Raw genomic sequence first — 25,103 nt, 5'->3', positions numbered from 1 at the left:
GACGCAACGGCTTATATCCGGAGTTTCAGCCTTGACCTCGAAGCGGATCACCCGCCACCCGGCCGATTATTACAAGAACCCGGAGAATAGCATCGGCTATCTCACGCGGATCGTATTCCGTAATTTCTCGCGATTGCTGGAACGCCATACGTTGCAGCACGATATCTCCGCCGGCCAATGGCGTTTCCTGCGGCAATTGTGGATCGAGGACGGGATCACGCAGCGCGAGCTGAGCGAGCGCGTCGGGATGCGCGAGCCGACCACGGTCGTCGCGCTCAAGGGGCTGGAGGCGGCCAGGCTGATCCGGCGCGAGAAGAGCGAGATCGATCGCCGCAAGATCCACATCTATCTCACGCCCTTCGCCAAATCGCTGGAGGCGAAGCTCGCCCCGCTCAACGCCGAGGTGCACGCCGTGGCAACCGCCGGCATGTCCGACGAGGAGGTCGAGACGCTCCGGGTCCTGCTGCGCCGCGTGATCGGCAACCTCACCGCCGAGGCCCGCCGCATCCCGGCCGAAATCCAGAGCGAACCCGACGAAGGGGCTTGACGCGGTTTTAATCGCGGTCATCCTTAGATAGCTAATTTATCAAAAGGAGCAGCGATGACGGTTCGGATTGCCGTGATTTCGGGGAGCGTGCGGCGCGGATCGCATAACAGCGCGCTCGCCGCCTTGGGCGCCGAGCGGATTCGCGCGGCGGGTGCGGAGGCGGTGCCGGTCGATCTCTCCACCTACGACCTGCCGGTCTATGCGCAGGATCTCGAGCTTCAGGATTGTCCGTCCGACGCGCGCCGGCTGAAGGCGACGCTGGCGGCGTGCGACGGCCTGCTGATCGCGACGCCGGAGCATAACGGCTCGATCTCCACCCTGCTCAAGAACGCGATCGACTGGGCCTCGCGCCCGAGCGACGGCGAATCGGCGATCGCGCTCACCGCCTTCCGCGGCAAGGCGGCCGGGATCATGGCCGCCTCGATCGGCCCGTTCGGCGGGATGCGCGCGCTCGCCCACCTGCGTCAGGTGCTGGGCACGGTGCAGATGATGGTCATCCCCGAGCAACTCGCCGTGCCGCTCGCCGACCGCGCCTTCACCGCCGAGGGGGCGCTGGCGGAACCGCTGCCCAACGCGATCCTCGACGGGCTGGTCGGGCGGCTGGTGGAGGTCGCCGGCCGCCTGCGCGCATAGGGTCTTGCACCGTCGCGTCGCACCATATAACTTAGTATTCTAAGTTTTATCGGGAACCGTCGTGGGACCACTTTCAGACATTCGCGTCGTCGAGCTGGGGCAGTTGATCGCCGGGCCGTTCTGCGCCCAGCTCTTCGGCGATCTCGGCGCGACCGTCGTCAAGATCGAGCCGCCCGAGGCGGGCGATCCGATGCGGCAATGGGGCGCGGGCGATCCGCCGGTGTGGTGGGAAGTGATCGCGCGCAACAAGCGGTCGGTCGCCGCCGACCTGCGCAGCGCGGAGGGGCAGGAGATCGCGCGCCGCCTGATCGCGGGCACCGACGTGCTGATCGAGAATTTCCGCCCCGGCACGCTGGAGAAGTGGAACCTCTCCCCCGCCGACCTGTGCGCGGCCAATCCCCGGCTGATCGTGGTGCGCGTCTCAGGCTATGGCCAGACCGGCCCCTATTCCACCCGCGCCGGCTTCGGCGGTATCGGCGAGGCCATGGGTGGCTGGCGCGCGCTGGTGGGGACGCCGGACCGGCCGCCCTCACGCCTCGGCGTGTCGATCGGCGACAGCCTCGCCGGCACCTATGGTTGCCTCGGCGCGCTCGCCGCGCTGCACGAGCGCGAGAAGAGCGGGCGCGGCCAGATCGTCGACGTCAGCCTGTTCGAATCGGTGTTGCAGGTGATGGAGGGGCTGGTCCCCGAATATGCCGCCGCCGGCCATGTCCGCACGCGCTCCGGCTCGATCCTGAAAGGCATCGCGCCGTCGAACGTCTATCCGTGCAGCGACGGCGAATTGCTGATCGCCGCCAACCAGGACGCGATCTTCCGCCGGCTGGCGGCCGCGATGGGGCAGCCGGAGCTGGGCGACGATCCGCGCTTCGCCACGCACAACGCGCGCGGCCAGCATCAGAACCTGCTCGACGGGATGATCGCGGACTGGACGCGCGGGCAGAGCGTCGCCGCGGTCGAGAAGCTGATGGAGGACCATGCCGTGCCGGCCGGGCGCATGTTCGCCGCGCGCGACATGCTGGCCGATCCGCATTTTGCCGCGCGCGAGGCGATCGTCACGGTCGAGACGGAGCGCCACGGCGCGCTGCCGATGCAGGGCGTGTTCCCGCGCCTCTCGCGCACGCCGGGCGGCGTCCGCGCGCCCGCGCCGGTCGCGGTCGGCGCGGATACCGAGGCGCTGCTGCGCGAGGCCGGCTATGACGCGGCGGCGATCGCCGACCTCAAGCAGCGCGGCATCGTGTGACCGGCACGCTGCTCGACCTCGTCTGGGATCGCCACCACATCCTGGAGGACGGCGGCGAGACATTGCTCTACGTCGATCTCCACCTGCTGCACGAGGTCACCTCGCCGCAGGCCTTCGCCGGGCTGGAGGCGCACGGCCGCACCGTGCGCCAGCCGGGGCGGGCGCTGGCGCTGTTCGACCACAATGTCCCGACCGAGGCGCAGGAGCGGGGCATCGCCGCCGTCGCCGATCCCGAGGCGCGCGCCCAGCTCGCCCGGCTGGTCGAGAACAGCGAGCGATACGGGATCGAGCGGTTCGACATGGGCGATCCGCGCAACGGCATCGTCCATATCGTCGCGCCGGAGCAGGGCCGCACCCACCCCGGCATGACGATCGTCTGCGGCGACAGCCACACCTCCACCCACGGCGCGTTCGGCGCGCTGTCGTTCGGCATCGGCACCTCGCAGATCGAGCATGTGCTGGCGACGCAGACGCTGCGGCTGCGCAAGCCGAAGGCGATGCGGGTGAACGTCACCGGCGCGCTGCCCGCACATCTTTCCGCCAAGGACCTCGCGCTCGGCATCTTGCGCGCGATCGGGGTGGACGGCGGACTGGGCCATGTCATCGAGTTCGCCGGGCCGGCGGTGCGCGCGCTGTCGATGGAAGGGCGCATGACGCTGTGCAACCTCGCGGTGGAGATGGGCGCGCGCGCCACGCTGATCGCCCCGGACGAGACCACCTTCGCCTATCTCGCCAGCCGCCCCGGCGCGCCGCGCGGCGAGGAATGGGCGCGCAAGGTCGCCGAGTGGCGCACGCTCGCCAGCGCGCCGGACGCGGTGTTCGATCGCGAGGCGCAAGTCGCGGCCGACGCGCTGCGCCCGATGGTGAGCTGGGGCACCAATCCGTCGCAGGTGATCGCGATCGACGAGGCGATCCCCGATCCGCGCGCGGCGGCCGACGCGCTCGACCGCGCGGCGCGGGAACGTGCGCTCGCTTATATGGGGCTGGCGGCGGGCCAGCCGATCGCCGGGCTGCCGATCGACCGCGCGTTCATCGGGTCGTGCACCAACAGCCGGATCGAGGACCTGCGCGCCGCCGCCGGGGTGGCGCGCGGGCGACGGGTTGCGGCGAACGTCCGCGCGATGGTCGTCCCCGGATCGGGGCTGGTGCGGCAGCAGGCGGAGGCGGAGGGGCTGGCGGACATCTTCGTCGCGGCGGGGTTCGACTGGCGCGAGCCGGGCTGCTCGATGTGCGTGGGGATGAACCCGGACCGGCTCGCGCCGGGCGAGCGCTGCGCCGCCACCTCGAACCGCAATTTCGAGAACCGCCAGGGCATCGGCGGGCGCACCCATCTGATGAGCCCGGCGATGGCGGCGGCAGCGGCGATCGCCGGCCGCATCACCGACGTCGCGGACCTTTAGGGCCGATCGACGGCGCGCAGCGGACTGGAGGTCCGTGAGCACCGGAAGCACGCAAAAGCGCCATTTGCAGCCCGCCAGAACTGAATGTCGATCCGCCCTGGGGCTACCGTTCCTCGAACGCCGCGATCGCCCCGGCGTGGCGCAGGGTGCGGCCGATATCGTCCAGCCCCGCCAGCAGCGCCTCGCGCAGATCGCGGTCGATCGCGAAGGACAGGCGCAGCCCGTCCACCGCGATCGCGCACGCCCGCAGGTCGACGGTGACGGGCGCATCCGGCGCCTCCCTCAGCCGCTCGACCAGCGCGGCATAGTCATCGGGCGCGGGCGTCACGAGCAGCAGGCCGTTGGTCGCCGCATTGCCGCTAAAGATGCCGCCGAAGCTCGGCGCAACGACGCAGCGGATGCCGTGGTCGTCCAGCGCCCATACCGCATGCTCGCGCGACGAGCCGGAGCCGAAATTGCGCCCCGCCACCAGGATCGCCGCCGCCGGGTCGATCGCGAAACGCGGATCGATCGCGCGCATGTCGGCGAACAGGCGCGCGCCCAGCCCGCGCCGGTCCAGCCCTTTCATGTAACGCGCCGGCAGGATCTTGTCGGTGTCGATATCCGCGTCCGGCAGCAGCGCCGCGCGCGAGGTGACGATCGTCCATGGCTTCATGTCGGCCTGCCCCAGTCCGCCGCCAGCGTTTCAAGCAACAGGTCGAACCGTTCCTGCCCCACCTTCCCGGCGATCTGCGCGATAAGCTCGGTCATCGCGGCCTGCGCGTCGCCACGCATCCGCTCGCCGAACGGGGTGAGTAGCAGCCGTTTGTGGCGCGCGTCCTCGGCATCGTCCTCCAGCGTGACGACGCCTTTCTCGACCATCTGCGCGATCGTGCTGTGGATCGCCTGGCGCGAGACGCCCATGCGGCGCGCGATTTCCGACGGACGGGTGACGCCGCTGACGATATTGATCATCACCATCGATTGCGCGCGACTGATGTCCGGCCAGCCCTTGTCATGGACGCGCGCCTGTAGCCCTTCGTCGAGCCAGCAGAATCGTTGGAACAGGTGAATGATCAACTCGATCGACCGCATGAACCCGCTTAAACGGTGTTGCATCGCGCAACGCAAGCCGCGCCGGCGGCTGTCGACCGGCTTGCGGACGCGATTTACTTAGAATACTATCTTTTTCGAAAGGAGCAACTCTTGCCTTCCGTCGAAATCGTCGAGGTCGCCCCGCGTGACGGGTTGCAGAATGAGGCCAGGCTCGTCTCCACGGCGCAGAAACTGGAGCTGATCGGGCGCGCCATCGCCGCCGGCGCGCGCCGGCTGGAGGTGACGAGCTTCGTCAACCCGCGCCGCGTGCCACAGATGGCCGACGCCGACGAGGTGGCGAAGGGTTTGCCGGAGCGCGGCGACGTGACCTTCATCGCGCTGGTGCTCAACCGCCGCGGGGCGGAGCGAGCCCTGGCGGCGCGGATCGACGAGCTTGGCGCGGTGTGTGTCGCCAGCGATACGTTCGCGATGCGCAACCAGGGGCAGACCAGCGCCGAATCGCTGGAGGTCGCGCGGGAGACGGTCGCGCTGGCGAAGGCGGCGGGACGCGGCGCGCAGATCACCGTCGCCACCGCCTTCGGCTGCCCGTTCGAGGGCGAGGTGCCGCTCGCCCGCGTGGTGGAGATGGCGAAGCGTGCCGCCGACGCCGCCCCGCGTGAGGTGGGGCTGGCCGATACGATCGGCGTCGCCGTGCCGGGGCAGGTGGGCGAGGCGGTGGCCCGCGTGGTCGAGGCGATCGCGCCGATTCCGGTGCGCGTCCATTTCCACGACACGCGCAACACCGCGATCGCCAATGTCTGGGCGGCGGTGCAGGCGGGCGCGACGGTGGTCGACGCCGCGCTCGGCGGACTGGGCGGCTGCCCGTTCGCGCCGGGCGCGTCCGGCAATGTCGCGACGGAGGATGTGCTCTATCTGCTCGATCGCTCGGGCATCGCCACCGGTTACGATCGCGCGGGGGCGATCGCGGCGGCGACGTGGCTTGCCGATGTGATCGGGCGCGATCTGTCCGGCAAGGTGCGTTGCGCCCCGGCTTTTCCGCCCGCCGCAACGTGATGAGGCTGGACCTCGGCCACACACGACGATATTCTTCGCTAGCTAAGCAAATTCGAGAGGAGCGGAAATGGACCCGCGCGACACCAACGGTCTAGATACACAGTTCATCGGCAAGGTCTCCCCGACCGCGCCGCGCATTCAGGCCGGCGGCCATCCCTGCCAGGGCATCTACTGGACCCCGGCGGGCAAGAAGCCCAGGACGGCGGTGATCGCGACCCATTACAACGTCGATTTCACCGAACATTATATCGCGCCCTATTTCGCGCGGCGCGGCTATGGCTTCCTCGGCTGGAACACGCGCTATCGCGGGTTCGAGGACCAGTTCCTGCTGCATCACGCGATCCTCGACATCGGCGTCGGCATGCGCTGGCTGAAGGAGGAGGCGGGGGTCGAGCGGATCGTGATCCTCGGCAATTCCGGCGGCGGATCGCTGATGGGCGCCTATCAGGCGGAGGCGATCAGGCCGACCCTGGGCGGCGAGCTGAGCGGTGCGGGGCTGGAGGCGTACAACGAGCTCATCAAGGCCGATCTCTACATCTCGCTCAACGCCCATCAGGGGCGGCCCGAGGTGTTGACCGACTGGCTCGACGCCTCGGTGATCGACGAGAACGATCCGGTGCCGACCGATCCCGCGCTCGATCCGTTCAGCGCGGAGAACGCCCCGCCCTATTCGGAAGAATTCGTCACCCGCTATCGCGCCGCGCAGCGCGCGCGCAACCAGCGCATCACCGACTGGGCCAAGGCCGAGCTGGCGCGACTGAACGCGGCCGGCGTTCCCGACCGCCTGTTCCCGTTGTTCCGCGTGTGGGGCGACCTGCGCTGCATGGACCCGGCGCTCGATCCGTCCACCCGCAAGCCGCGCTGGTGCTATCGCGGCGATCCCGCGACCGCGAACCGCACCCCCTCGATCGGGCGCGTCAATTCGCTCAAGACGTGGCTCAACATGTGGAGCATCGAAACCTCACCGTGCCAGGGCGCGCCGCATCTCGCCAAGTTCGACACCCCCGCGCTGGTGGTGCAGGGCACGGCGGACACCGGCGTGTTCCCGAGCGACGCGCGCAAGATCTTCGACAATATCGGATCGACCGACAAGCGGATCGAGCTGATCCCCGGCGCGCATTATTTCGAGGATTCGATCGAGGAGCGCAATGCCGCCGCCGACCTGATGGCGGCCTGGATCGAAGCCAAGAGCTGACGGGGCGGGGAGCGTGACCGACACGGGCGAGGCCGCCACCATCACATCGCTGCGCCGCGCGGGGATCGCCCGCGACGGCCAGCCGGTCACGCTCACCCCACTTTCCGGCGGAGTGTCGTGCGACGTGTGGCTGGCGCGGATCGGCGACGAGGCGCCGGTCGTCGTCAAACGCGCACTGCCGCAATTGCGCGTCGCGGCGGAATGGCTCGCCCCGGTCGAGCGCGCCGAGAACGAGGTGCGCTGGCTGCGCCATGTCGGGCGGATCGACGCGCGGCTGGTGCCGGAAGTGGTGGCTGAGGTGCCCGACGAGCATCTCTTCGCGCTCGCCTATCTGGAGCCGGATGCGCATCCGGTATGGCGCGACGAGCTGATCGCCGGGCGGATCGATCCCGGCTTCGCGGGCGGGCTGGGGCGCGACCTCGCCCGCATCCACGCCGCCACCGCCGGCGACGCGCGGACCGCCGCCGATTTCGACAGCATGGACCTGTTCGACGCGCTGCGCATCTCGCCCTTCCTGCGCCATGTCGCGGCGAGCCGGCCGGAGCTGGCGGCGCGACTCGGTGCGATCGCCGACGATCTGCAGGGCCGGCGCATGGCGCTGGTCCACGGCGACGTCAGCCCCAAGAACATATTGTGCGGGCCGCGCGGCGGCGTGTTCCTCGACGCGGAATGCGCGGTCTATGGCGATCCGGCGTTCGACCTCGCCTTCTGCACCACGCACCTGCTGCTCAAGACGATCTGGCTCGCGTCGAGCGGCTATGCGCTGAAGCAATCGGCGGCGGCGTTCGTCGCCGACTATCTCGCCGGGGTGACGTGGGAGCCGCGCGAGGCGCTCGCCGCGCGCGCCGGAGCGCTGGTCGCCGCGCTGCTGCTCGCGCGCGTCGAGGGCAAGTCGCCAGCGCCCTATCTCGACGATGCCGCGAAGCAGGTGGTACGCGCCCGCGCGCTGGCGCTGCTCGCGGGGGACACGCCCGCTATCGACCAACTCATCGCCGATTGGCCCAAGGAGCATTGATGACCAACCGTATCGCCACCGTCCTCGCCCGCCAGCTCTGGGATTCGCGCGGCCGTCCGACCGTGGAGGCGGAGGTGCGGCTGGAAAACGGCGCGATCGGCCGCGCCATCGCGCCGGCCGGCGCGTCGCGCGGCGCGCATGAGGCGATCGACCTGCGCGATGGCGGCGACACCTTCGGCGGCATGGGCGTGGCGAAGGCGGTGGCGAACGTCGCCGCCGAGATCGCCCCCGCGCTCGCCGGCATGGACGCGCGCGATCAGGCCGCGATCGACCGCACGCTGATCGCGCTGGACGGCACACCGAACAAGGCGCGGCTCGGCGGCAACGCCGTGGTGGCGGTGTCGATGGCGGTGCTGCACGCGGCGGCGGCGGCGGAGCGCGTAGCCCTGTGGCGTTATCTCGCGGGCGGTCGCAAGGTGCGCGTGCCGCTGCCCGAGATCCAGATCTTCGGCGGCGGCGCGCATGCCGGCCGCCGCACCGACATCCAGGATTTCATGGTGATGGCGCCGCGCGCCGGCAGCTTCCGCCGCGCGCTGGAAATCACCGATGACGTCTATCGCGCCGCCGGGCAGTTGATGGAGGCGCTGGGACCGCTTTGCGGCGTGGCGGACGAAGGCGGCTGGTGGCCGAACTTCTCGTCGAACGAGCAGGCGCTCGACACGCTGACCAAGGCGATCGAGCGCGCCGGGCACCGGCCGGGCGAGGACGTGTTCATCTCGCTCGACATCGCCGCCAACGAGCTTGGCGACGCGACCGGCTACCGCCTCGCGCTCGATGATCGCAAGCTGGACGGCGCGGCGATGGCGGAGGAGGCGATCGGCTGGACGAAGCGCTATCCGATCCTGTCGATCGAGGACCCCGCCTCGCAGGACGACTTCGCCACCATGGCGGCGGTGACGCGCGCGGTGGGCGACAAGGTGCAGGTGATCGGCGATGACGTGCTCGTCACCAACGCCGCGCGCGTCGCCCAGGCGGCGGAGGCGAAGGCGTGCAACGCCGCGCTGATCAAGGTCAATCAGGTCGGCACCATCACCGAGGCGCATGACGCGCTGGAGGCGGCGCGCGCGCAGGGCTGGGGCATGATCGTCTCCGCACGCTCGGGCGAGACGGAGGACGTGACGATCGCGCACCTTTCGACCGGCTGGGACGCCGGGCAGCTCAAGGTCGGCTCCTTCACCCGCTCCGAACGGATGGCGAAGTGGAACGAGATGCTGCGGATCGAGGAGGAGATGGGCGCGGACGCGGTGTTCGCCGGGGCCTCCGCCTTCACAGGCCCGGTCGCGGCGCGCCTCGGCTGATGCGGCTCACCATCGACACCATTCCCAGCGCCGGGTTCCAGGCGCAGATCGACGCGACGTTCGGCGCGGGCAAGGTGCGCGCGGTCGAGCCGGGCAGCCCGCCGGGCGATGCGGAAGTGCTGCTCCACGTCCTCGCGCCCGTCACGGCGGAGGCGATCGCGGCGTCTCCGTCGCTGCGGCTGATCCAGAAGCTCGGCGTCGGCGTAAACACGATCGCGCTGGAGGCGGCGAAGGCGCGCGGCATCGCGGTGTGCAACATGCCCGGCGTCAATGCGCAGGCGGTGGCGGAATGCGCGCTGACATTGCTGCTCGCGGTGCTGCGCCGCACCGTCTCGCTCGATGCGGCGACACGCGCGGGGCGATGGGCGGTTCCATCCGACGTGCTGGACGACATGGGCGAGATCGCCGGGCGCACGATCGGCCTCGTCGGCATGGGCAACAGCGCCGAGCGGCTCGCCCGAGCGCTGGAGGCGCTGGGCGCGACGGTAATCTTCACCGCGCGCGCGCCGCGCGGGAACGCGCGGCGGCGGCAGGTGGCGCTCCCCGAATTGCTGGCCGAGGCCGATGTCGTCTCGCTGCACGTCCCGCTCACCGACGAAACCGCCAATATGGTCGACCCGCTGGCGATGAAGCGCGGCGCGGTGCTCATCAATGTCGCGCGCGGCGGGCTGGTCAACGAGGCGCGGCTGGCCGAGGCGCTGCGCTCCGGCCATCTGCGCGGCGCGGGGCTGGACGTGTTCGCGACCGAGCCGGTCGATCGCGCCGATCCGCTGCTCGCCCTGCCCAATGTCGTCGTCAGCCCGCATGTCGCGTGGCAGACGCCCGAGACGCTCGGGCGCAGCCTCGCGGCGGCGGCGGAGAATGTCCGCCGGCTCGCGGCGGGCGAACCCCTGCTCAATCAGGTGATCTGATGTCGCCGCTCCCTATCGTCCTCGCTTCCGGCCAGTTGCTCACGCAGGAGACGTGGACGCCGCAGATCGCCGCCTGGGCGGATCGCGACGTGCGCCATGCCGATCATCAGCGCGACGATACGATCGCCGGCATGGCGACGCGGCTGCTCGACGCTGCGCCGGAACGGTTCGCACTGGTCGCGCACGCGATGGGCGGCTTCGTCGCGTTCGAGGTGATGCGCCGCGCGCCGGAGCGGGTGGCGCGGCTGGCGCTGATCGCGACGCTCGCCTCCGCCGACGGCCCGGCGCAGACCGCGCGGCGGCAGGGCTATATCGATCTCGTCGAATCCGGCCGCTTCGATCAGGTGATCGAGGAACGTATCCCGATCCTGTTCCCGCCGGCGAAGAGGAACGACCCCGGACTGATCGGCCTCGCGCGGCGGATGGCGGCGGATACCGGCGCCGAGACCTTCCTGCGCCAGCAGCGCGCGATCATGGGGCGGATCGACAGTCGCCCGACGCTCGGCGCGATCCGCACGCCGGTGCTGCTGGTCCGTGGCGAGGCGGATGGCATCACCACCATCGAGCAGCAGCGGGAGATGCTGGACGCCATTCCCGGCGCGCGGCTGGAGACGCTGCCGGGCGTCGGCCACCTGCCCACGGTGGAAGCGGCGGAACGGGCCACCGCGCTCATCAGCGACTGGCTCGATCAGCGCACCGCGTAGAGCCGGTGCCGCGCGCCGAGATCGGTGCGCTCGCCCAGGCCCACCACCAACGTACCGTTGAGCCACGCATAATCGGCGCTCGCCGTCTCGAACACGGCGGCGATGCGCAGATAGTAGCGCGACCGTTCCACCTGCGAGGCGAGCGTCGGGTCGGCGAACTCGCGGCGCACATCGTCCGGGATCACGCTCCGCCCGAAATAGTTCATGTAGATCATCGCGCCGTCATGCGTGCGCAGGATCGCCCGCGCGTCGAGCGTGCCGACCGATGACGTTTCGTCGAGCCGCCCGCCGACCGACCAGTTGCCACCGCCCGGCAACACCTCGCCGGCGAGGCGGGGGCCGTCGAATTCTCCGCCGGTGATGTAGCCGATCCGCCGGTCGCAGAAGGGCGTGGCACCGATCGGGATGATCCCGCCCCCGACATGGAAATCCACCGTGCAGAGATGATCCCCAAGCACCCGTTCCGCCTCCGCAATCATCGCCATTCTCCTGCTGGACTAGCTATAGTTAGTAGTCTAAGTTTAATTGAAAACAAGGCGCAACAGTGCGCCGCCTGGAGGAGAAGGGGGAATATGTCCCGTAGTTTCAACCGTTTGTTGATTGGAATTGCCACAACGCCGTTCATCGTCGCACTGGGAACGGCTTCCCCCGCCATTGCGCAATCCGCCCCGGATTCGACGCCTGCCGCCGCCCAGGGTAGCGAGAGCGCCGGCGGCGATATCGTCGTCACCGCGCAGAAGCGCGAGCAACGGTTGCAGGATGTGCCGATCTCGATGGAGGTCGTCAGCGGGCAGAAGGTCGCCGATTTCTCCGCCGCCGATTTCAAGGCGGTGCAGAATTACGTGCCGAACATGTTCGTGCAGCAGACCAACGGCAACGATACGATCTACATCCGCGGTTTCGGCTCGCCGCCCCAGAATTTCTCGTTCGATCAGGCGGTCAGCGTCTATATGGACGGGGTCTATGCCGGCAAGATGCGCCAGGCGCTCAACCCGTTCTTCGACGTCGCGCGCGTCGAGGTGATGCGCGGGCCGCAGGGCGCGCTGTACGGCAAGAACACCCCGGCGGGCGCGATCAGCGTGGTCAGCGCCGGCCCGACCCAGACGTTCGAGGGAGCCGTCACCGGCACCTATAATTTCGATCTCAAGGGTTATGACCTGACCGGCTACGTCTCCGGCCCGATCACCGACACGCTCTCGCTGCGCGTCGCGACCCGCATCCAGGATCAGGACGGCTATATCAAGAACCTCGCCACCGGGCATGAGGATCCCGAGAACAAGCTGCAACTGTTCCGCATCAGCGCCCTCTGGCAGCCGAGCGACAATTTCGATCTGTCCGCCAAGCTGGAGATGTCGAATTACGAGCGCGTCGGCGGCCTCGGCGTGTCCAGCCCGGTCAACACCGCGCAGCAGCCCAAGCTGACCCGCTATGCGGTCAACACGCCGCTGGGCCAGGAGGGCTATACCAACCGCTCGATCCTCGGCTCCGTCACCGCGAACCTCAAGGTCGGCACGCATACGCTGACCTCGATCACCGGCTATTCGTGGTTCGACGGACAGGTGACGAACTATTTCGACCAGCAGGCGCCGAGCGGCGCGATCGTCGAGAATTCCGTCTACAACAAATATCCAGAGAATTTCAAACAATTCTCGCAGGAAGTCCGCCTGCTCTCACCGACTGGCGGGACGCTGGAATATGTCGTCGGCGCTTATTACGATACGTCGCGCTATCATGTTGACCCGTATCTTGGATACGACTTCCCGATCAGCGCCTATTTCCCGTCCGGTCTCTATTCGATGAACCAGACGTACTTCTCGCAACAGGCGCGCACCTTGTCAGCCTTCGCGCAGGCGACGGTGCGGCCGACCGCGGGCCTGCGCCTCATCGGCAGCCTGCGCTACACCAACACGCACAAGCAGGGTGATTTCTATGGCCCGGTGCTGCTCGCCGGCGGGGTTTACAAGCCCTCGACCTCGGCGAGCGGATCGATCAGCGAGGGCCTCGCCGATCCGTCGATCACCGTGCAATATGACGTGTCGCATAACCTGATGGTCTATGCGGTCTATGGTCGCGGCTCGAAATCGGGCGGCTTCGTGTCGAACACCGTCGGCACCAAGGATGCGACCTTCATCTACAAGCCGGAGCGGTCGCGCAACTGGGAGGCCGGTTTCAAGTCCACCCTGTGGGACGGCCGCGCGACGTTCAACGTGTCGGTCTATGATACGAAGTTCACCAACCTGCAGACCTCGGGCTATGATCCCAATGCCCTGACCTATATCACCAAGAACGCGGCGGCAGCCTCGTCAAAGGGCGTGGAAGGCTCGCTCCGCATCGCGCCGAGCAAATATTTCGATATCACCGCATCGGCGGCCTATCAGGATATCAAGTACGACGATTATCCGGGCGCGGCGTGCCTTGCGATCCAGCCAACCAGCGTGTGCGACACGACCGTCACCGACAAGACGAAGCCGAACAGCTTCCTGAACAACAATCTCGCCGGCTATCGTCCGCCCTATACCTCGAAGTTCACGGGCAACGTTTCGGTCCACGGCCGGGTCGATGTCAGCGACTACAAGCTGGACGGCACGGCGGTGATCGGCGGCCGCTCAGGCTATTACGATTCCGACGATCAAAGCCCGACCTATGGTTATCAGAAGGGGTTCGCGAAGCTCGACCTGCGCATCCAGTTCGCGCCGCAGGACGACCGGTGGCATATCGCGCTGATCGGCAAGAACCTGACCAACGAACTGACCACCGGCAGCGCCTTCCGCCTGCCCTTCCCGATCACCAACACGACCCGCGCGATCATGTTCATCGATCCGCCGCGCAACATCGCGGTCGAGGCCGGCGTGAAGTTCTGATCCCCCTGCCCTCTCCCTAACCGGGAGGGGGCGTTTCCCTGCGGCGGCGTGCGCGACCCATTGCCGGGCCGCCGCGCCGTTTTTTTGGCCGCGTGCCGATCGCCGCCGACCCGGCGGACGGCAAAGCCGTTGACAGTCATCCTTACCTATCTAAGCATTGCGCGCAGGATGGACCGGCCGGATGCGACACCCCTCGCTGCGTCGGTGGATCGAAGCGACAGGAGAGAGAATGTCCGAAACCGAGATGCGCGCCTTCATCAAGGGCTTCTTCGACGCGATCGAGCAGGGCGACATCGCCGCCATGCAGGCCTGCTTCACGCCGGACGCCGAGATCTGGCACAATACCGACGAGGTCATCGTCACCCCCGCCGACACCGCAATAACGCTGTCCGGCATGGTCGCGCGGATCGGCAACCGCCGCTATGCCGACCGGCAGGTCGCCGTCTTCCCCGGCGGCTTCGTCCAGCAGCACGTGCTCCAGGGCAACCGCACGCATGACGGCGTCGCGGTGCGGCTGCCGTGCTGCATCGTCTGCCGGGTGGAGAACGGCCTCATCACCCGGCTCGACGAATATTTCGATTCGGCGCACGTCGCCGAATTCCGCAAGTTCGCCAACGCCTGAGGAGACGAGACGATGCCGGTTCTGCGCCAGGTGCCGCGCGGCGAGGTCACCGACGAGACGGTGCTCGCTTATTACAACCGCCTGTTCGGCGACCGCGATCCGGTGAGCGAGCCGGGCACCGCGACCGGCACGCCGGGCGACTGGTGGACGGTCTATGCGCTCGCGCCCGATATCTTCAAGCACGCGGTGGACGGCTTCGCGGTCTATCGCCACCCGAGCCGGCGCATCTCGCCAGTGCTGCGCGAGCTGGGGCAGACCCGCGCGGGCTGGGTGAAGGGCAGCCAGTTCGTCTTCTCGCAACATTGCAAGTCGCTGCGCGGGCTGGGCGTCAGCGACGAGAAGATCGCGGCGATCCCGTACTGGACGGTCGCCGATTGCTTCGACGAGCAGGAGCGCGCGGTGCTGGCCTATGCCGATTGCCTCGCGCAGGCCGGCGGGCGCGTGCCGCAGCAGGTGTTCGACAAGCTCAGGACCTTCTGGGACGACGAGCAGATCTTCGAATTCACCTACATCACCTGCCTTTACGACATGCACGCGGTGATCACCCGCGCGCTGCGCATGGAATATGACGATCGCGAGGAGCCGATCGTCGAGATCGCCGCGCCGGAGGGCTTCAACGCCGCCGACTTCCTCAGCGCGCGGCCATCGCGATAACCGTCAATATATTTGACGATTATCGCGATCCGGGCTATGGTCGCGGAAGCAGAACGGGAAGGAAGCGAGTCGTTTCGGCCCCACCGGCGACCCGGCCTTCCCTGAAAGATTCTCCCGGATCGCGCCGGTGCGCGGCCCGGACGATGGCACAAGAGGAGACGGATGATGCCGGCCACCAACACCCAGTTCGAATTCAAGGGCGTCAACCATCTGGCGCTGGTCTGCAAGGACATGGCCAGGACAGTTGAATTCTACCGCGACGTGCTCGGCATGCCGCTGGTCAAGACGATCGACCTGCCGGGCAATCGCGGGCAGCATTTCTTCTTCGACATGGGCAATGGTGACAGCCTCGCCTTCTTCTGGTTCTCCGGCGCGCCGGAAGCGCATCCCGGCATCTCCGCGCCGGCCGCGCTGCCGACGCTGGGCAATTTCATGTCCGCGCACGGATCGATGAACCATATCGCGTTCAACGTGCCGGCCGAGAAGTTCGACGAATATTACGACCGGCTGAAGTCCAAGGGGATCGAGGTCACCAAGATCCTCAATCACGACAATTCGGAGACCCAGACCGCCGACCACATGCACGACGACGTGTTCGTCCGCTCGGTCTATTTCTTCGATCCCGACGGTGTCTGCCTCGAGTTCGCGGCGTGGACCAAGGAGTTCACCGACGCCGACGTAGCCCACGATCCCGTGACCGCGGACGGCATCAAGAAGGAGGGCATGATCGTCCAGAAGGCGCTCGCCCAGAACGACGTCGCCGAAATGGCGCACGCCAAGTAACCGCGCCCGAAAAGCCGGGAGGCACGGCGCCTCCCGGCCGCTTCCGCGCTTGCAGTCACTTACATTGCTAAGTATCCTTCTCGCTCCTTTCCTTAAGGGGTGATATGGCCAACGACATCCTCCTGCCGACGACGATCGTGGGCAGCTATCCCCAGCCCGACTGGCTGATCGACCGAGAGCGGCTGAAGGCGAGCCTGCCGCCGCGCACCCGCGCGCAGGAATTGTGGCGCATCCCCGAACCGTGGCTGGCCGATGCGCAGGAAGCCGCGACCCTCGTCGCGATCCGCGATCAGGAGCTGGCCGGGATCGACATCGTCGGCGACGGCGAGATGCGGCGCGAGAGCTATTCCAATCGCCTCGCCAACGCGCTGAGCGGGATCGACATCGACAATCCCGGCGTGGCGATGGACCGCACCGGCAAGCCCAACCCGGCGCCGCGCGTCGCCGGCCCGATCCGCCGCATCGGCGGGATCGAGGTGCAGGACGCCGAGTTCCTCAAGCGCCATTCGTCGAAGCCGGTGAAGCTCACGCTGCCCGGCCCGTTCACGATGACCAAGCAGGCGCAGAACGATTATTACCAGACCGACGCCGACCTCGCGATGGACTATGCCGACGCGGTCAACGCCGAGATCAGGGACCTGTTCGCCGCCGGGGTCGACGTGGTGCAGCTCGACGAGCCGTATCTCCAGGCGCGGGCGGCCGACGCGCGCGACTATGCGCTCGCCGCGATCGACCGCGCGCTGGACGGCGTGACCGGCACCACCGCGCTGCACATCTGCTTCGGCTATGCGCTGGTGCACGGCAATCAGGCGGCCAAGCCCAAGGCCTATGACTTCCTGACCGAGCTGAACCGCTCGCGCATCGACGTCATCTCGGTCGAGGCGGCGCAGCCGGGGCTGGACCCGTCGATCCTCGCCGAGCTGCCCGACAAGATCATCATGTACGGCGTGCTCGACCTGTCGCACAACGAGATCGAGCCGGCCGAGCTGATCGCCTCGCGCATCCGCGAGGCGCTGCGCCACGTATCCGCCGACCGGCTGTGGATCGCGCCCGATTGCGGCATGAAATACCATTCGCGCGAGGTCGCTTTCGCCAAGCTCGCCGCGATGGTCGAGGGCACGCGGATCGTCCGCAAGGAGCTTGGCGCGGGCTGAACCGCGCGCACGATCACGCACGCGCTGTTTCTCCCCGGCCGGCGCACGGCCGGGGAACCGGATATGGAGGAGAGGCTCATGGGCAACAACAACGTCAACCGGCGCACGCTGCTGGCGGGCGCCGGCGGCGCGGCGGCGATCGCCGCGACCGCATCGATGACGAAGCCGGCGGAGGCCGCCCCCGCGCCGGCCGGACGCCCGCGCCGCGAACGTCGCACCGACGGGCGCCACAACATCCTGCTCATCGTCACCGACCAGCAGCGCTCCTGGGCCGACGTGCCGAAGACGGTGCCGCTGCCGGGGCAGGACATGGTGCGCCGCCGGGGCGTCTCCTTCGACAATTACCTCATCAACACCAACCCGTGCGGCCCGTCGCGCGCGGTGATGTACACCGGGCAGCACACGCAGCAGAACGGCGTCTATCTCAACCCGAACAGCCAGCCCTTCCCGGAGCTGCGCAAGGACCTGCCGACGATCGGCCACATGCTGCGCGAGGCGGGCTATTACACCGCCTACAAGGGCAAGTGGCACCTCTCCGACATCGAGCTGCCGCAGGTTTCGGAGCGCAAGATCGAATATCCGCGCGGCGACAACCTGCTCGAGCCGTTCGGCTTCTCCGACTATAATTTCAACGGCGAGCGCGTCGGCCTGACGTGGCAGGGCTTCATGGACGACGGCACCACCGCCGCCGAGGCCGTCAACATGCTGGAAGCGTTCGACGCGGGCAAGGCGGGCGACAAGCCGTGGTTCATGGCGGTCAATTTCGTCAATCCGCACGACATCATGTTCTTCGACGCGCGCGGCGACGGCGAGAAGACGCGCGCCCGGCCCAACCTGATCGCGCCGCTGTTCCCCGCACCCGGCCATCCGGTGTACGAAACCGACTGGAAGGCGCCGCTGCCCAAGAGCTTCTATGAGGACGATCTTTCCACCAAGCCCCACGCCCATGCCGCGATCCGGGCGGCCTCATGGGCGTTCTACGGCAAGCTCGATCATGCCGACGAGGCGGCGTGGCAACGTTTCCAGAATTATTATTTCAACTGCATCCTCGACGTCGACCGCCACGTCGCGACGGTGATGCGGGCGCTGGAGGAAAGCGGGCAGATCGACGACACGATCGTCATCTACACCTCCGACCATGGCGAGCGCGGCGGCGCGCACGGCCTGCGCCAGAAGGCGGGCACGGTCTACAAGGAGGACATCGGCGTCCCCTTCGTGATCGCGCATCCGCGGGGCATGAAGGGGCAGCAGACCGCCGCGCTGGGCACCACGCTGGACCTCGCGCCGACGGTGCTGGGGCTCGCCGGAGTCGATGCGGCGACGCGAGCGTCGCGCCATCCGCAGCTCAAGGGGTTCGACCTCTCCCCCGCCGCCTTCAAGCCCGACGCGCGCACCGAGCGCGACCGGCAGGGATCGCTGCTCAACTATGCGGTCGCTTATGGCTGGAACCAGCCCGACGTGCCGCCGGGGGTGGAGAATGTGAAGCCGCTGCCCGCGCCGGACATCGCGCTGCGCCGGCTGTATCGCGGCGCGTTCGACGGCCGCTACAAGTTCGCGCGCTATTTCGCGCCCGACCAGCATCATATCCCGACGAGTTGGGAGACGCTGCTGCGCCTCAACGATCTGGAGCTGTACGACACGCTCCGCGATCCCGACGAGATCGTCAATCTCGCCAGCCCGGCCAATCGCGACAGGAATCGCGCGCTGATCCTGCGGCTCAGCAAGATGACCAACGACCTGATCGCGCGCGAAGTCGGCGTGGACGACGGCGCGCTCTACAAGGGGCAGTATCAGGTCACCAACCGGACGAGCTGACCGCTCGTCCGCGACGGACAAGAAAAAGGGGCGGGCCGCGCAATCGCGACCCGCCCCTTCTTTCTTCCGCCCGCTCAGAAGTTCTTGGATACCTGCAGGGTGATCGTCCGCCCCGGATTGATGAAGATGCCCGTCGCGCCGGCGATCTCCGGGAGGCCGAACGCCTGGCTCCAGCTTATGGTGTTGGTGAGATTGCGGCCGATCAGCGCGACATCCCAGCCCTGCGCCTTGTTCGTCACCGCGACGCGCGCGTCGACGGTGGTATAGGCCGGCATCATCGTCGCCGGATTCTGCGTATCCTGATAATTGGTGAGGCCGGTGTAATTGACCTGCCCGCGCGCGCTGAACTGGAGCGCGTCGCTTAGCGGCGTATCGACCTGCGCATAGGCGGTCCATTTCCACTTCGGCGCGCGCGTCAGGCGATAGCCGCTGAGGTCCGAATAGCCCAGCGGGCAGCTTGCGTTATAAATGCACGGCCCCAGATAGCTCTGATACTTCGCGTCCAGCAACGCGACGTTCCCGCCGACGCTGAAGAACGAAACCGGCCGGAGATCGCCTTCCAGTTCCACGCCGCGCGACCGCACCTTCGCGGCATTGCCGGTGACGAAGTTCACGCCGTTGAACGATGAGACCTGAAGATTGTCGAAGTTGGTGTTGAACACCGCGAGATTGAGGTCATACAGGCCCCCCTCCCCGCGCAGCTTGAGGCCCGCCTCCCACGAGCGCGCGCGCTCGGGATCGAACTGATATTTGCCGGTCCTGCCAAGCTGGGTGTCGTTCGCGACGAAGCCGCCGCCCTTGCTGCCGGTCGCGTAGCTGACGTAGACCTGCCCGCGCTGGTTGAACTTGTAGCTGACCTTGCCCGAATAATCCCACAATTTCTCGTGGCGGCGGCCACGGATGTCATAGGCCAGGAATGCCGACGGGCCGCCAGGCAGCTGCTGCATCCGCGCCTGCTTGGTCTCGTCGCTGTAGCGGACGCTGCCGTCGATCGTCAGGCCCGGCAGTATCTCCAGATTGCCGGCCAAGAAGGGCGAGATGGACTCGCTCTTCTGATCGAACGGCAAAATCGAGTTACCGACGAACAGCGGCAGCGCGATTCCCGGATTGTTCCAGTAAACCCCCTGAACGATATGCGACTGGGCATAATAATATTGCAGGCCAGCGATCAGCGACAGCTTGCCGATCGAGGCGGAAACCCGCGCCTCCTCCGACAATTGCGTCGTGCTCTCGGTATGCAGGTTATCGACCAGCGTGAGCGGGCTGACATCGATATCGGTGTTGGTCCGTGCCTTGATATGCTGATAGCCGGTGATCGTCGTCAGCTTCACGCCACCGCCGAGATCGGTATCGGTCGTCAGCGTGACGTTCCAGTTCTCGGTGCGCGAGAAACCCCGGCCATAGGGCGAGGACTGGATGCGGGTGAAGCTCGGCGTCTCGATCGCGCCGCCGTAGGGCGCGTCGATCGCGCGGATCGCATTGGCGACGACGCTGGTGCCCAGCCCGTTATAGGCGAGGTTGTTGCCGTTGTAATTGTTCTTGCCGTATTCGACCTTCAGCTTGGCCGACATGCCCTTCATCGGCTCGAACAGCAATTGCCCGCGCAGGCCGAGATAATCGTTGCTGTTGTCGTCCGTCTTGGTCGCGCGGTTGTACATATAGCCACCGGCATGGCCGCCCTGCGCGCTGAGGCGGGCCGAGAGGCTGTCGGTGATCGGGCCGGAAAGATAGCCCTCGGCGTTCCAGCCCTGATTCTCGAATTCGTAGCCGGCGCTGACGCGGCCCTCGAAATCGCGGGTCGGCGCGGCGGTGATGACGCTGATCGCGCCGGCGTCGGTGTTCTTGCCGAACAATGCGCCCTGCGGCCCGCGCACCACCTCGACGCGCGCCACATCCATCATCGCGGTCTGGAGCGAGCGCGAGCGACCCGAATAGACGCCGTCGACGAAGAAGCCGACCGACTGCTCGAACGCCAGGTTGCCGCCGCCCGAGCCGAGACCGCGCATGTTGATGACGAAATTGCCGTTGGTCTGGTCGATCTGGAGGTTGGGGACGCTGCCCTGGAGATCGTTGAACTGCCGCGTGCCCATCTTCGCCAGCGAATCGCCGGAGACGACCGCCACCGAGAGCGGCACGTCCAGCAAGGTCTGTGGCCGGCGCGTCGCCGTGACGATGATGTCGTTGCCGGTCGCGGCGGTCTGCTGGGCCGTGGTTTCCCCGGCTCCCGTGTCCTGCGCGACGGCAGTGCCCGCGTAACCCGCCACCAGCGGCAACGCCGCCCCGAGCAGCAATCCCATGCGGCGATTCCAGAATAGTTTCACGGCACCCTCCTCCTCTGTGTTTCGCGGATCGGGCGATGTTCCAATGCCCGTCCGCCTGGCGGCTGATCTGCTTCCCGGCTTCGTATAGTTAGCATTCTAATCAATTATGGCCAAGCCCTCCTAGAACGTCAGCGCGTTGGGCGGCAGGCCGATCAGCGCGCGGCCGTGCAGCTCGGCCGCGCCGTCCTTGTCGTAGACGATGTGGTTCGACATCACGTTCACGTCGCGCAGGTAGCGCTGCATCGGATTGCTGCGCAGGTGCGAGCTGGCACCGCTCGCCTCCGCCACCATCATGATCGCGTGGCGGCACAGCTCCATCGCCTGCGCGATCTCGAGCCGCATCCGCGAACGCTGCTCGAAATCGGCGCGCTGCTCCGGCCGGGCCAGCGCGATGTTGGTGTTGATCGCATCGCGCAGCAGCAGCTCCGCCGTGCGCGCCATCACGCTGGCATTGGCGAGACGCATCTGCGCGGCGGGCTTTTCGGACTGGGTGATGTTGGTGCCGTGCACCACGCGCTCGGCGAGCTGGTCGCGGAACAGCGCCGTCGCCGCCCGCGCCGCCGCGACGCCGGAGATCGCCGCCGTCACGCCGAGGAAAGGCAGCATCGGCTGGCGATAGATCGGATTGTCGTACAACCTTGAGCCATGCGCGGTGCCGGCGCGCATCTCCGCCATGTCCATCGTGCGATAGGCGGGGATGAAGACATCCTCGATCAGCAGGTCATGGCTGCCGGTGCCCTCCATGCCGTCGATGTGCCAGGTGTCGAGCACGGTCACCTGCTCGGTCGGCAGCGCGCAGAACAGCACGATATTCTCCGGGCCATCGACGATCGCGCAGGCGACCATCACCCAATCGGAGTGCATCACCCCGGTGCCCCATTTCCAGCGGCCGCTGATGCGATAGCCGCCGTCGACCGGCACCGCCTTTCCCGGCGGGGCAGTGGCGCCCGGCGCGATGACATAGGGAACGCGATCGCCGTCGCGCGTACCGAACACCTCGTCCTGGAACTCCTCCGGGAATTGCGTGAGCATCCAGTTGTGCTCGACGCAGAAGGCCGCCACCCAGCCGGTCGAGGGGCAGCCCTCGCTGAGCGGCAGCATCGCGTCGATGAAGCTGTCCACGTCGAATTCCAGCCCGCCGTATTTCTTCGGGATGAAGTGATAGAAGCAGCCGGTCTTGCGGATCTCGTTCCACACCGCGGGGATGGGGTGGCGCAGCCGCTCGCATTCCGCCGCATGGGCCGCCAACATCGGCTTCAGCGCCGTGGTGCGGCGAATCAGCTCGGCCGGGGTCAACGCGGCAAGCTCGCCGCGCGTCAGGAAATCGTCATTGGCGGGAATGAACGGCTGGACCGTCTGCGGCTTGGACATCTGGCTCTCTCCTGACAACGACCTCGCTCGCGCGGGGCGCCTCCTTGCTGGGAGTATATTGTCAGGTTGCCTGCCTAAATTCAATTAGGAATCTAACAGTTCGTCGCGTCGTCGTCACAACAGCTCGTAAACGTCATATTCCACCGCCCCGCCCACCGAGGCGCCGATGCCGACCGTGACGATATCGTTGAGCCATTGATAGTCCGGGTGCCCCGTCTCGAAGACCGGGGCGGTGCGGAAATAGACCTGCCCGTGCTCCTCCGCCGTCTTGGGTCCGCCGCGCCGGGTGAACTCGCGCACCTTCTCCATCGGCCGCAGCACGCCGCGATAGGAGACGTAGATCAGCGCCCCGTCATGGGTTTCCAGCGTGACGCGCGCATCGAGTCGCAGCACGCCGCGATCGTCGATCGTCGCCCAGTCGCCGCCGCTCGGCATCACGCGGCCCGAAAGCCGCTCCCCCGTCAGCGTCCCCCCGGTCAGCGCCGCGATCATCCGCGTGCCGAAATGGCCCCGGCCGACCATCTGCTGCGGCTCGGTGAACTCGGCGCGATAGGAGCAGAGATAAGCGAAGCGCGGTTCGAGCATCGGGATGTTGCGGGTCATGGGTCGCTCTCCTGATCTGGCGCCCGCCGTCAAAAAGCGATGGCCGGGCGATATTACTTCGGATACTAACTACATATCGCGCGGGCGGAGGGTCAAGCGCGGGATCGGCCGCGTTGCCACGGTTCCGCCGCGCCCCTACAGGCAGCGCATCCGGCGAGGGGGCGAGGGGGCGATCATGGCATCACGGCGGGACCGCAGCGAAGCCGCCGCCGCGACGCACGGCGACGGCGGCTATCTGCCGATGCTGATGATGGACCTGTTGCGCGCGGTCTATTGGTATGACGAGGCGTTGCAGGGCGCGCTGCGCCGCGCCGGCTGGCCGCCCGTCACGCGCATGCAATCCATGCTGTTCGCCAATATCGCCAGCGGCGTGACGCGCCCGGCGCGGCTGGCGCACAACCTGGGCATGACGCGCCAGTCGATGAGTCAGATGATCGACGAGCTGGTACGCCGGAAGATCCTGCAAGTCCTGCCCGACCCCGCCGACCGCCGCGCGCGCATCGTCCAGTTCAGCCCGGAAGGCCGCGCGCTCACCCGCGCCGCCCGCGCGACGATGCGCGCAATCGAGCGTGAGCTGATCGCGCGGCTCGGCACTGCGGACGTAAGCCGGCTCGCCGCATTGCTGGCGCGCGACTGGGGCGACCCGCCCGGAGTGGAGGCGCCCCGCAACGAACCCATGGATACCGACAAGGAGAACAAGGCATGAGCATCGGCATCGAAAAAGCGCTGGAGATCGCCGATCGCGTCGAGCGTTTCGTGCGCGAGGAGGTCGTGCCCTATGAGCGCGATCCCCGCCGTGACCATCACGATTGCCCGACCGACGAGCTGGTCATGGAGCTGCGCGAGAAGGCGCGCGCGGCGGGCGTGCTCACCCCGCATATCCTCGCCGACGGCAGCCACCTGTCGCAGCGCGAGACGGCGATCGTGCTGGAGCGCACCGGCCTCTCCCCGCTCGGGCCGCTCGCGTGCAACACCGCCGCGCCGGACGAGGGCAACATGTACCTGCTCGGCAAGGTCGGCGGCCCGGAGATCAGGGAACGCTTCCTCACGCCGCTGGTCGAGGGCCGCGCCCGCTCCGCCTTCTTCATGACCGAGCCGGCGGCGGACGGCGGCGCGGGTTCCGACCCGTCGATGATGCTGACCACCTGCCGCCCGGACGGCAACCATTGGGTCATCAACGGGCGCAAGGCGTTCATCACCGGCGCGGACGGCGCGAAGGTCGGCATCGTCATGGCAAAGGCGGATGAGGGCGCGTGCATGTTCCTCGTCGACCTGCCCGATCCCGCGATCACGATCGAGCGCGTGCCCAACACGATCGACAGCTCGATGCCCGGCGGCCACGCCACGATCCGCATCGACAACCTCCGCGTGCCGGCCGACCAGATGCTCGGGCAGGCCGGAGAGGGATTCAAATATGCGCAGGTCCGCCTCTCGCCCGCGCGGCTGTCGCACTGCATGCGCTGGCTCGGCGCCTGCACCCGCGCCAACGAGATCGCGACCGACTATGCCTGCCGCCGCCACGCCTTCGGCAAGCCGCTGGTCGATCACGAGGGCGTCGGCTTCATGCTGGCGGAGAACCTGATCGACCTGAAGCAGGCGGAACTGATGATCGACTGGTGCGCGGACGTGCTCGACACCGGCGATCTCGGCACGGCGGAAAGCTCGATGGCGAAGGTCGCGGTGTCGGAGGCGCTGATGCGCGTCGCCGACCGCTGCGTGCAGGTGATGGGCGGCAGCGGCGTGACCGGCGACACGATCGTCGAGCAGGTGTTCCGCGAGGTCCGCGCCTTCCGCATCTACGACGGCCCGACCGAGGTGCATAAGTGGAGCCTCGCCAAGAAGGTGAAGCGCGACTGGAAGGCGGCGCGGGGGGCCTGATTCCCGCGCT

Annotated in this window: 24 protein-coding genes; 18 read left to right on the top strand and 6 right to left on the bottom strand. The window is 67.7% G+C overall.

The genetic code is table 11. The features are described from left to right. Positions 1-31: 31 nt before the first annotated feature. From F9288_RS06900 to leuC, 4 genes are all read left to right on the top strand, one after another. A complete protein-coding gene (locus F9288_RS06900) occupies positions 32-547 on the top strand; it encodes a MarR family winged helix-turn-helix transcriptional regulator (RefSeq protein WP_174835945.1) in 516 nt (171 codons plus the stop codon). A 54-nt stretch (positions 548-601) separates the two neighbouring features. Then, entirely contained in the window at positions 602-1,180 is a 579-nt protein-coding gene (locus tag F9288_RS06895; RefSeq protein WP_174835944.1) for an NADPH-dependent FMN reductase, read from the top strand. Positions 1,181-1,241: 61 nt separating this feature from the next. Further along, positions 1,242-2,420, top strand: coding sequence for a CaiB/BaiF CoA-transferase family protein (locus tag F9288_RS06890; RefSeq protein ID WP_174835943.1), 1,179 nt, complete (start codon positions 1,242-1,244; stop codon positions 2,418-2,420). After that, positions 2,417-3,820 carry a 3-isopropylmalate dehydratase large subunit gene (gene leuC, locus F9288_RS06885; RefSeq protein WP_174835942.1) on the top strand — a complete coding sequence of 468 codons (1,404 nt, stop codon included), beginning with the start codon at positions 2,417-2,419 and terminating at the stop codon, positions 3,818-3,820. Before F9288_RS06890 ends, leuC begins: the two co-directional genes overlap by 4 nt. Positions 3,821-3,923: 103 nt before the next feature. Here the strand turns inward: leuC and leuD are convergent, their stop codons facing one another. Next, the gene (leuD, locus tag F9288_RS06880) at positions 3,924-4,475 is read right to left on the bottom strand and encodes a 3-isopropylmalate dehydratase small subunit (protein ID WP_174835941.1); all 552 of its coding nucleotides are present in this window, start codon (positions 4,473-4,475) and stop codon (positions 3,924-3,926) included. Then, complete coding sequence (locus F9288_RS06875; RefSeq protein ID WP_174835940.1) at positions 4,472-4,894, bottom strand: MarR family winged helix-turn-helix transcriptional regulator; 423 nt, start codon at positions 4,892-4,894, stop codon at positions 4,472-4,474. The genes leuD and F9288_RS06875 overlap by 4 nt, the downstream gene beginning before the upstream one ends. Before the next feature lie 111 nt (positions 4,895-5,005). On the opposite strand from F9288_RS06875, the gene F9288_RS06870 reads away from it, so the two are divergent. The 6 genes from F9288_RS06870 (at position 5,006) to F9288_RS06845 (ending at position 11,031) form a co-directional block, all read left to right on the top strand. After that, positions 5,006-5,908 carry a hydroxymethylglutaryl-CoA lyase gene (locus F9288_RS06870; protein ID WP_174835939.1) on the top strand — a complete coding sequence of 301 codons (903 nt, stop codon included), beginning with the start codon at positions 5,006-5,008 and terminating at the stop codon, positions 5,906-5,908. 67 nt (positions 5,909-5,975) lie between these two features. Beyond that, entirely contained in the window at positions 5,976-7,103 is a 1,128-nt protein-coding gene (locus tag F9288_RS06865) for an alpha/beta hydrolase (RefSeq protein WP_174835938.1), read from the top strand. 13 nt (positions 7,104-7,116) lie between these two features. Next, entirely contained in the window at positions 7,117-8,118 is a 1,002-nt protein-coding gene (locus F9288_RS06860; RefSeq protein ID WP_254621109.1) for an aminoglycoside phosphotransferase family protein, read from the top strand. Continuing rightward, positions 8,118-9,416: a phosphopyruvate hydratase gene (gene eno, locus F9288_RS06855; protein WP_174835937.1), complete on the top strand. Its 1,299-nt coding sequence runs from the start codon at positions 8,118-8,120 to the stop codon at positions 9,414-9,416. Before F9288_RS06860 ends, eno begins: the two co-directional genes overlap by 1 nt. Next, complete coding sequence (locus tag F9288_RS06850) at positions 9,416-10,327, top strand: NAD(P)-dependent oxidoreductase (RefSeq protein WP_174835936.1); 912 nt, start codon at positions 9,416-9,418, stop codon at positions 10,325-10,327. Before eno ends, F9288_RS06850 begins: the two co-directional genes overlap by 1 nt. After that, positions 10,327-11,031: an alpha/beta fold hydrolase gene (locus F9288_RS06845; protein ID WP_174835935.1), complete on the top strand. Its 705-nt coding sequence runs from the start codon at positions 10,327-10,329 to the stop codon at positions 11,029-11,031. The genes F9288_RS06850 and F9288_RS06845 overlap by 1 nt, the downstream gene beginning before the upstream one ends. On the opposite strand, the gene F9288_RS06840 is transcribed toward F9288_RS06845, so the two are convergent. Next, positions 11,016-11,516: a DUF3237 domain-containing protein gene (locus F9288_RS06840; RefSeq protein ID WP_174835934.1), complete on the bottom strand. Its 501-nt coding sequence runs from the start codon at positions 11,514-11,516 to the stop codon at positions 11,016-11,018. The genes F9288_RS06845 and F9288_RS06840 overlap by 16 nt on opposite strands. A gap of 87 nt (positions 11,517-11,603) precedes the next feature. On the opposite strand from F9288_RS06840, the gene F9288_RS06835 reads away from it, so the two are divergent. From F9288_RS06835 to F9288_RS06810, 6 genes are all read left to right on the top strand, one after another. Continuing rightward, positions 11,604-13,892, top strand: coding sequence for a TonB-dependent receptor (locus F9288_RS06835; protein WP_174835933.1), 2,289 nt, complete (start codon positions 11,604-11,606; stop codon positions 13,890-13,892). Between the two features lie 229 nt (positions 13,893-14,121). After that, positions 14,122-14,514 carry a nuclear transport factor 2 family protein gene (locus F9288_RS06830; RefSeq protein ID WP_174835932.1) on the top strand — a complete coding sequence of 131 codons (393 nt, stop codon included), beginning with the start codon at positions 14,122-14,124 and terminating at the stop codon, positions 14,512-14,514. Between the two features lie 12 nt (positions 14,515-14,526). Further along, positions 14,527-15,168, top strand: coding sequence for a carboxymuconolactone decarboxylase family protein (locus tag F9288_RS06825; protein WP_174835931.1), 642 nt, complete (start codon positions 14,527-14,529; stop codon positions 15,166-15,168). Positions 15,169-15,330: 162 nt separating this feature from the next. Beyond that, on the top strand, positions 15,331-15,951 hold the full coding sequence (locus F9288_RS06820; RefSeq protein ID WP_174835930.1) for a VOC family protein: 621 nt from the start codon (positions 15,331-15,333) through the stop codon (positions 15,949-15,951). 104 nt (positions 15,952-16,055) lie between these two features. Further along, positions 16,056-17,105: a cobalamin-independent methionine synthase II family protein gene (locus tag F9288_RS06815; protein WP_174835929.1), complete on the top strand. Its 1,050-nt coding sequence runs from the start codon at positions 16,056-16,058 to the stop codon at positions 17,103-17,105. Between the two features lie 63 nt (positions 17,106-17,168). Further along, positions 17,169-18,920 (top strand): sulfatase-like hydrolase/transferase, encoded by a 1,752-nt coding sequence (locus F9288_RS06810; protein ID WP_174835928.1) that lies wholly within the window; start codon positions 17,169-17,171, stop codon positions 18,918-18,920. Between the two features lie 74 nt (positions 18,921-18,994). Here the strand turns inward: F9288_RS06810 and F9288_RS06805 are convergent, their stop codons facing one another. The 3 genes from F9288_RS06805 to F9288_RS06795 form a co-directional block, all read right to left on the bottom strand. Beyond that, the gene (locus F9288_RS06805) at positions 18,995-21,241 is read right to left on the bottom strand and encodes a TonB-dependent receptor (protein WP_174835927.1); all 2,247 of its coding nucleotides are present in this window, start codon (positions 21,239-21,241) and stop codon (positions 18,995-18,997) included. A gap of 120 nt (positions 21,242-21,361) precedes the next feature. Continuing rightward, on the bottom strand, positions 21,362-22,612 hold the full coding sequence (locus F9288_RS06800) for a hypothetical protein (RefSeq protein WP_174835926.1): 1,251 nt from the start codon (positions 22,610-22,612) through the stop codon (positions 21,362-21,364). Between the two features lie 114 nt (positions 22,613-22,726). Continuing rightward, positions 22,727-23,215: a DUF3237 domain-containing protein gene (locus tag F9288_RS06795; protein ID WP_174835925.1), complete on the bottom strand. Its 489-nt coding sequence runs from the start codon at positions 23,213-23,215 to the stop codon at positions 22,727-22,729. Between the two features lie 175 nt (positions 23,216-23,390). On the opposite strand from F9288_RS06795, the gene F9288_RS06790 reads away from it, so the two are divergent. Together F9288_RS06790 and F9288_RS06785 are read left to right on the top strand one after the other, a co-directional pair. Continuing rightward, positions 23,391-23,921 (top strand): MarR family winged helix-turn-helix transcriptional regulator, encoded by a 531-nt coding sequence (locus F9288_RS06790; protein WP_174835924.1) that lies wholly within the window; start codon positions 23,391-23,393, stop codon positions 23,919-23,921. Then, on the top strand, positions 23,918-25,093 hold the full coding sequence (locus F9288_RS06785; protein ID WP_174835923.1) for an acyl-CoA dehydrogenase family protein: 1,176 nt from the start codon (positions 23,918-23,920) through the stop codon (positions 25,091-25,093). The genes F9288_RS06790 and F9288_RS06785 overlap by 4 nt, the downstream gene beginning before the upstream one ends. The last annotated feature ends 10 nt before the right edge of the window (positions 25,094-25,103 follow it).

This window comes from Sphingomonas sp. CL5.1 (assembly GCF_013344685.1).
GTDB lineage: Bacteria > Pseudomonadota > Alphaproteobacteria > Sphingomonadales > Sphingomonadaceae > Sphingomonas.
This window is presented reverse-complemented; position numbering and strand designations above follow the sequence as displayed.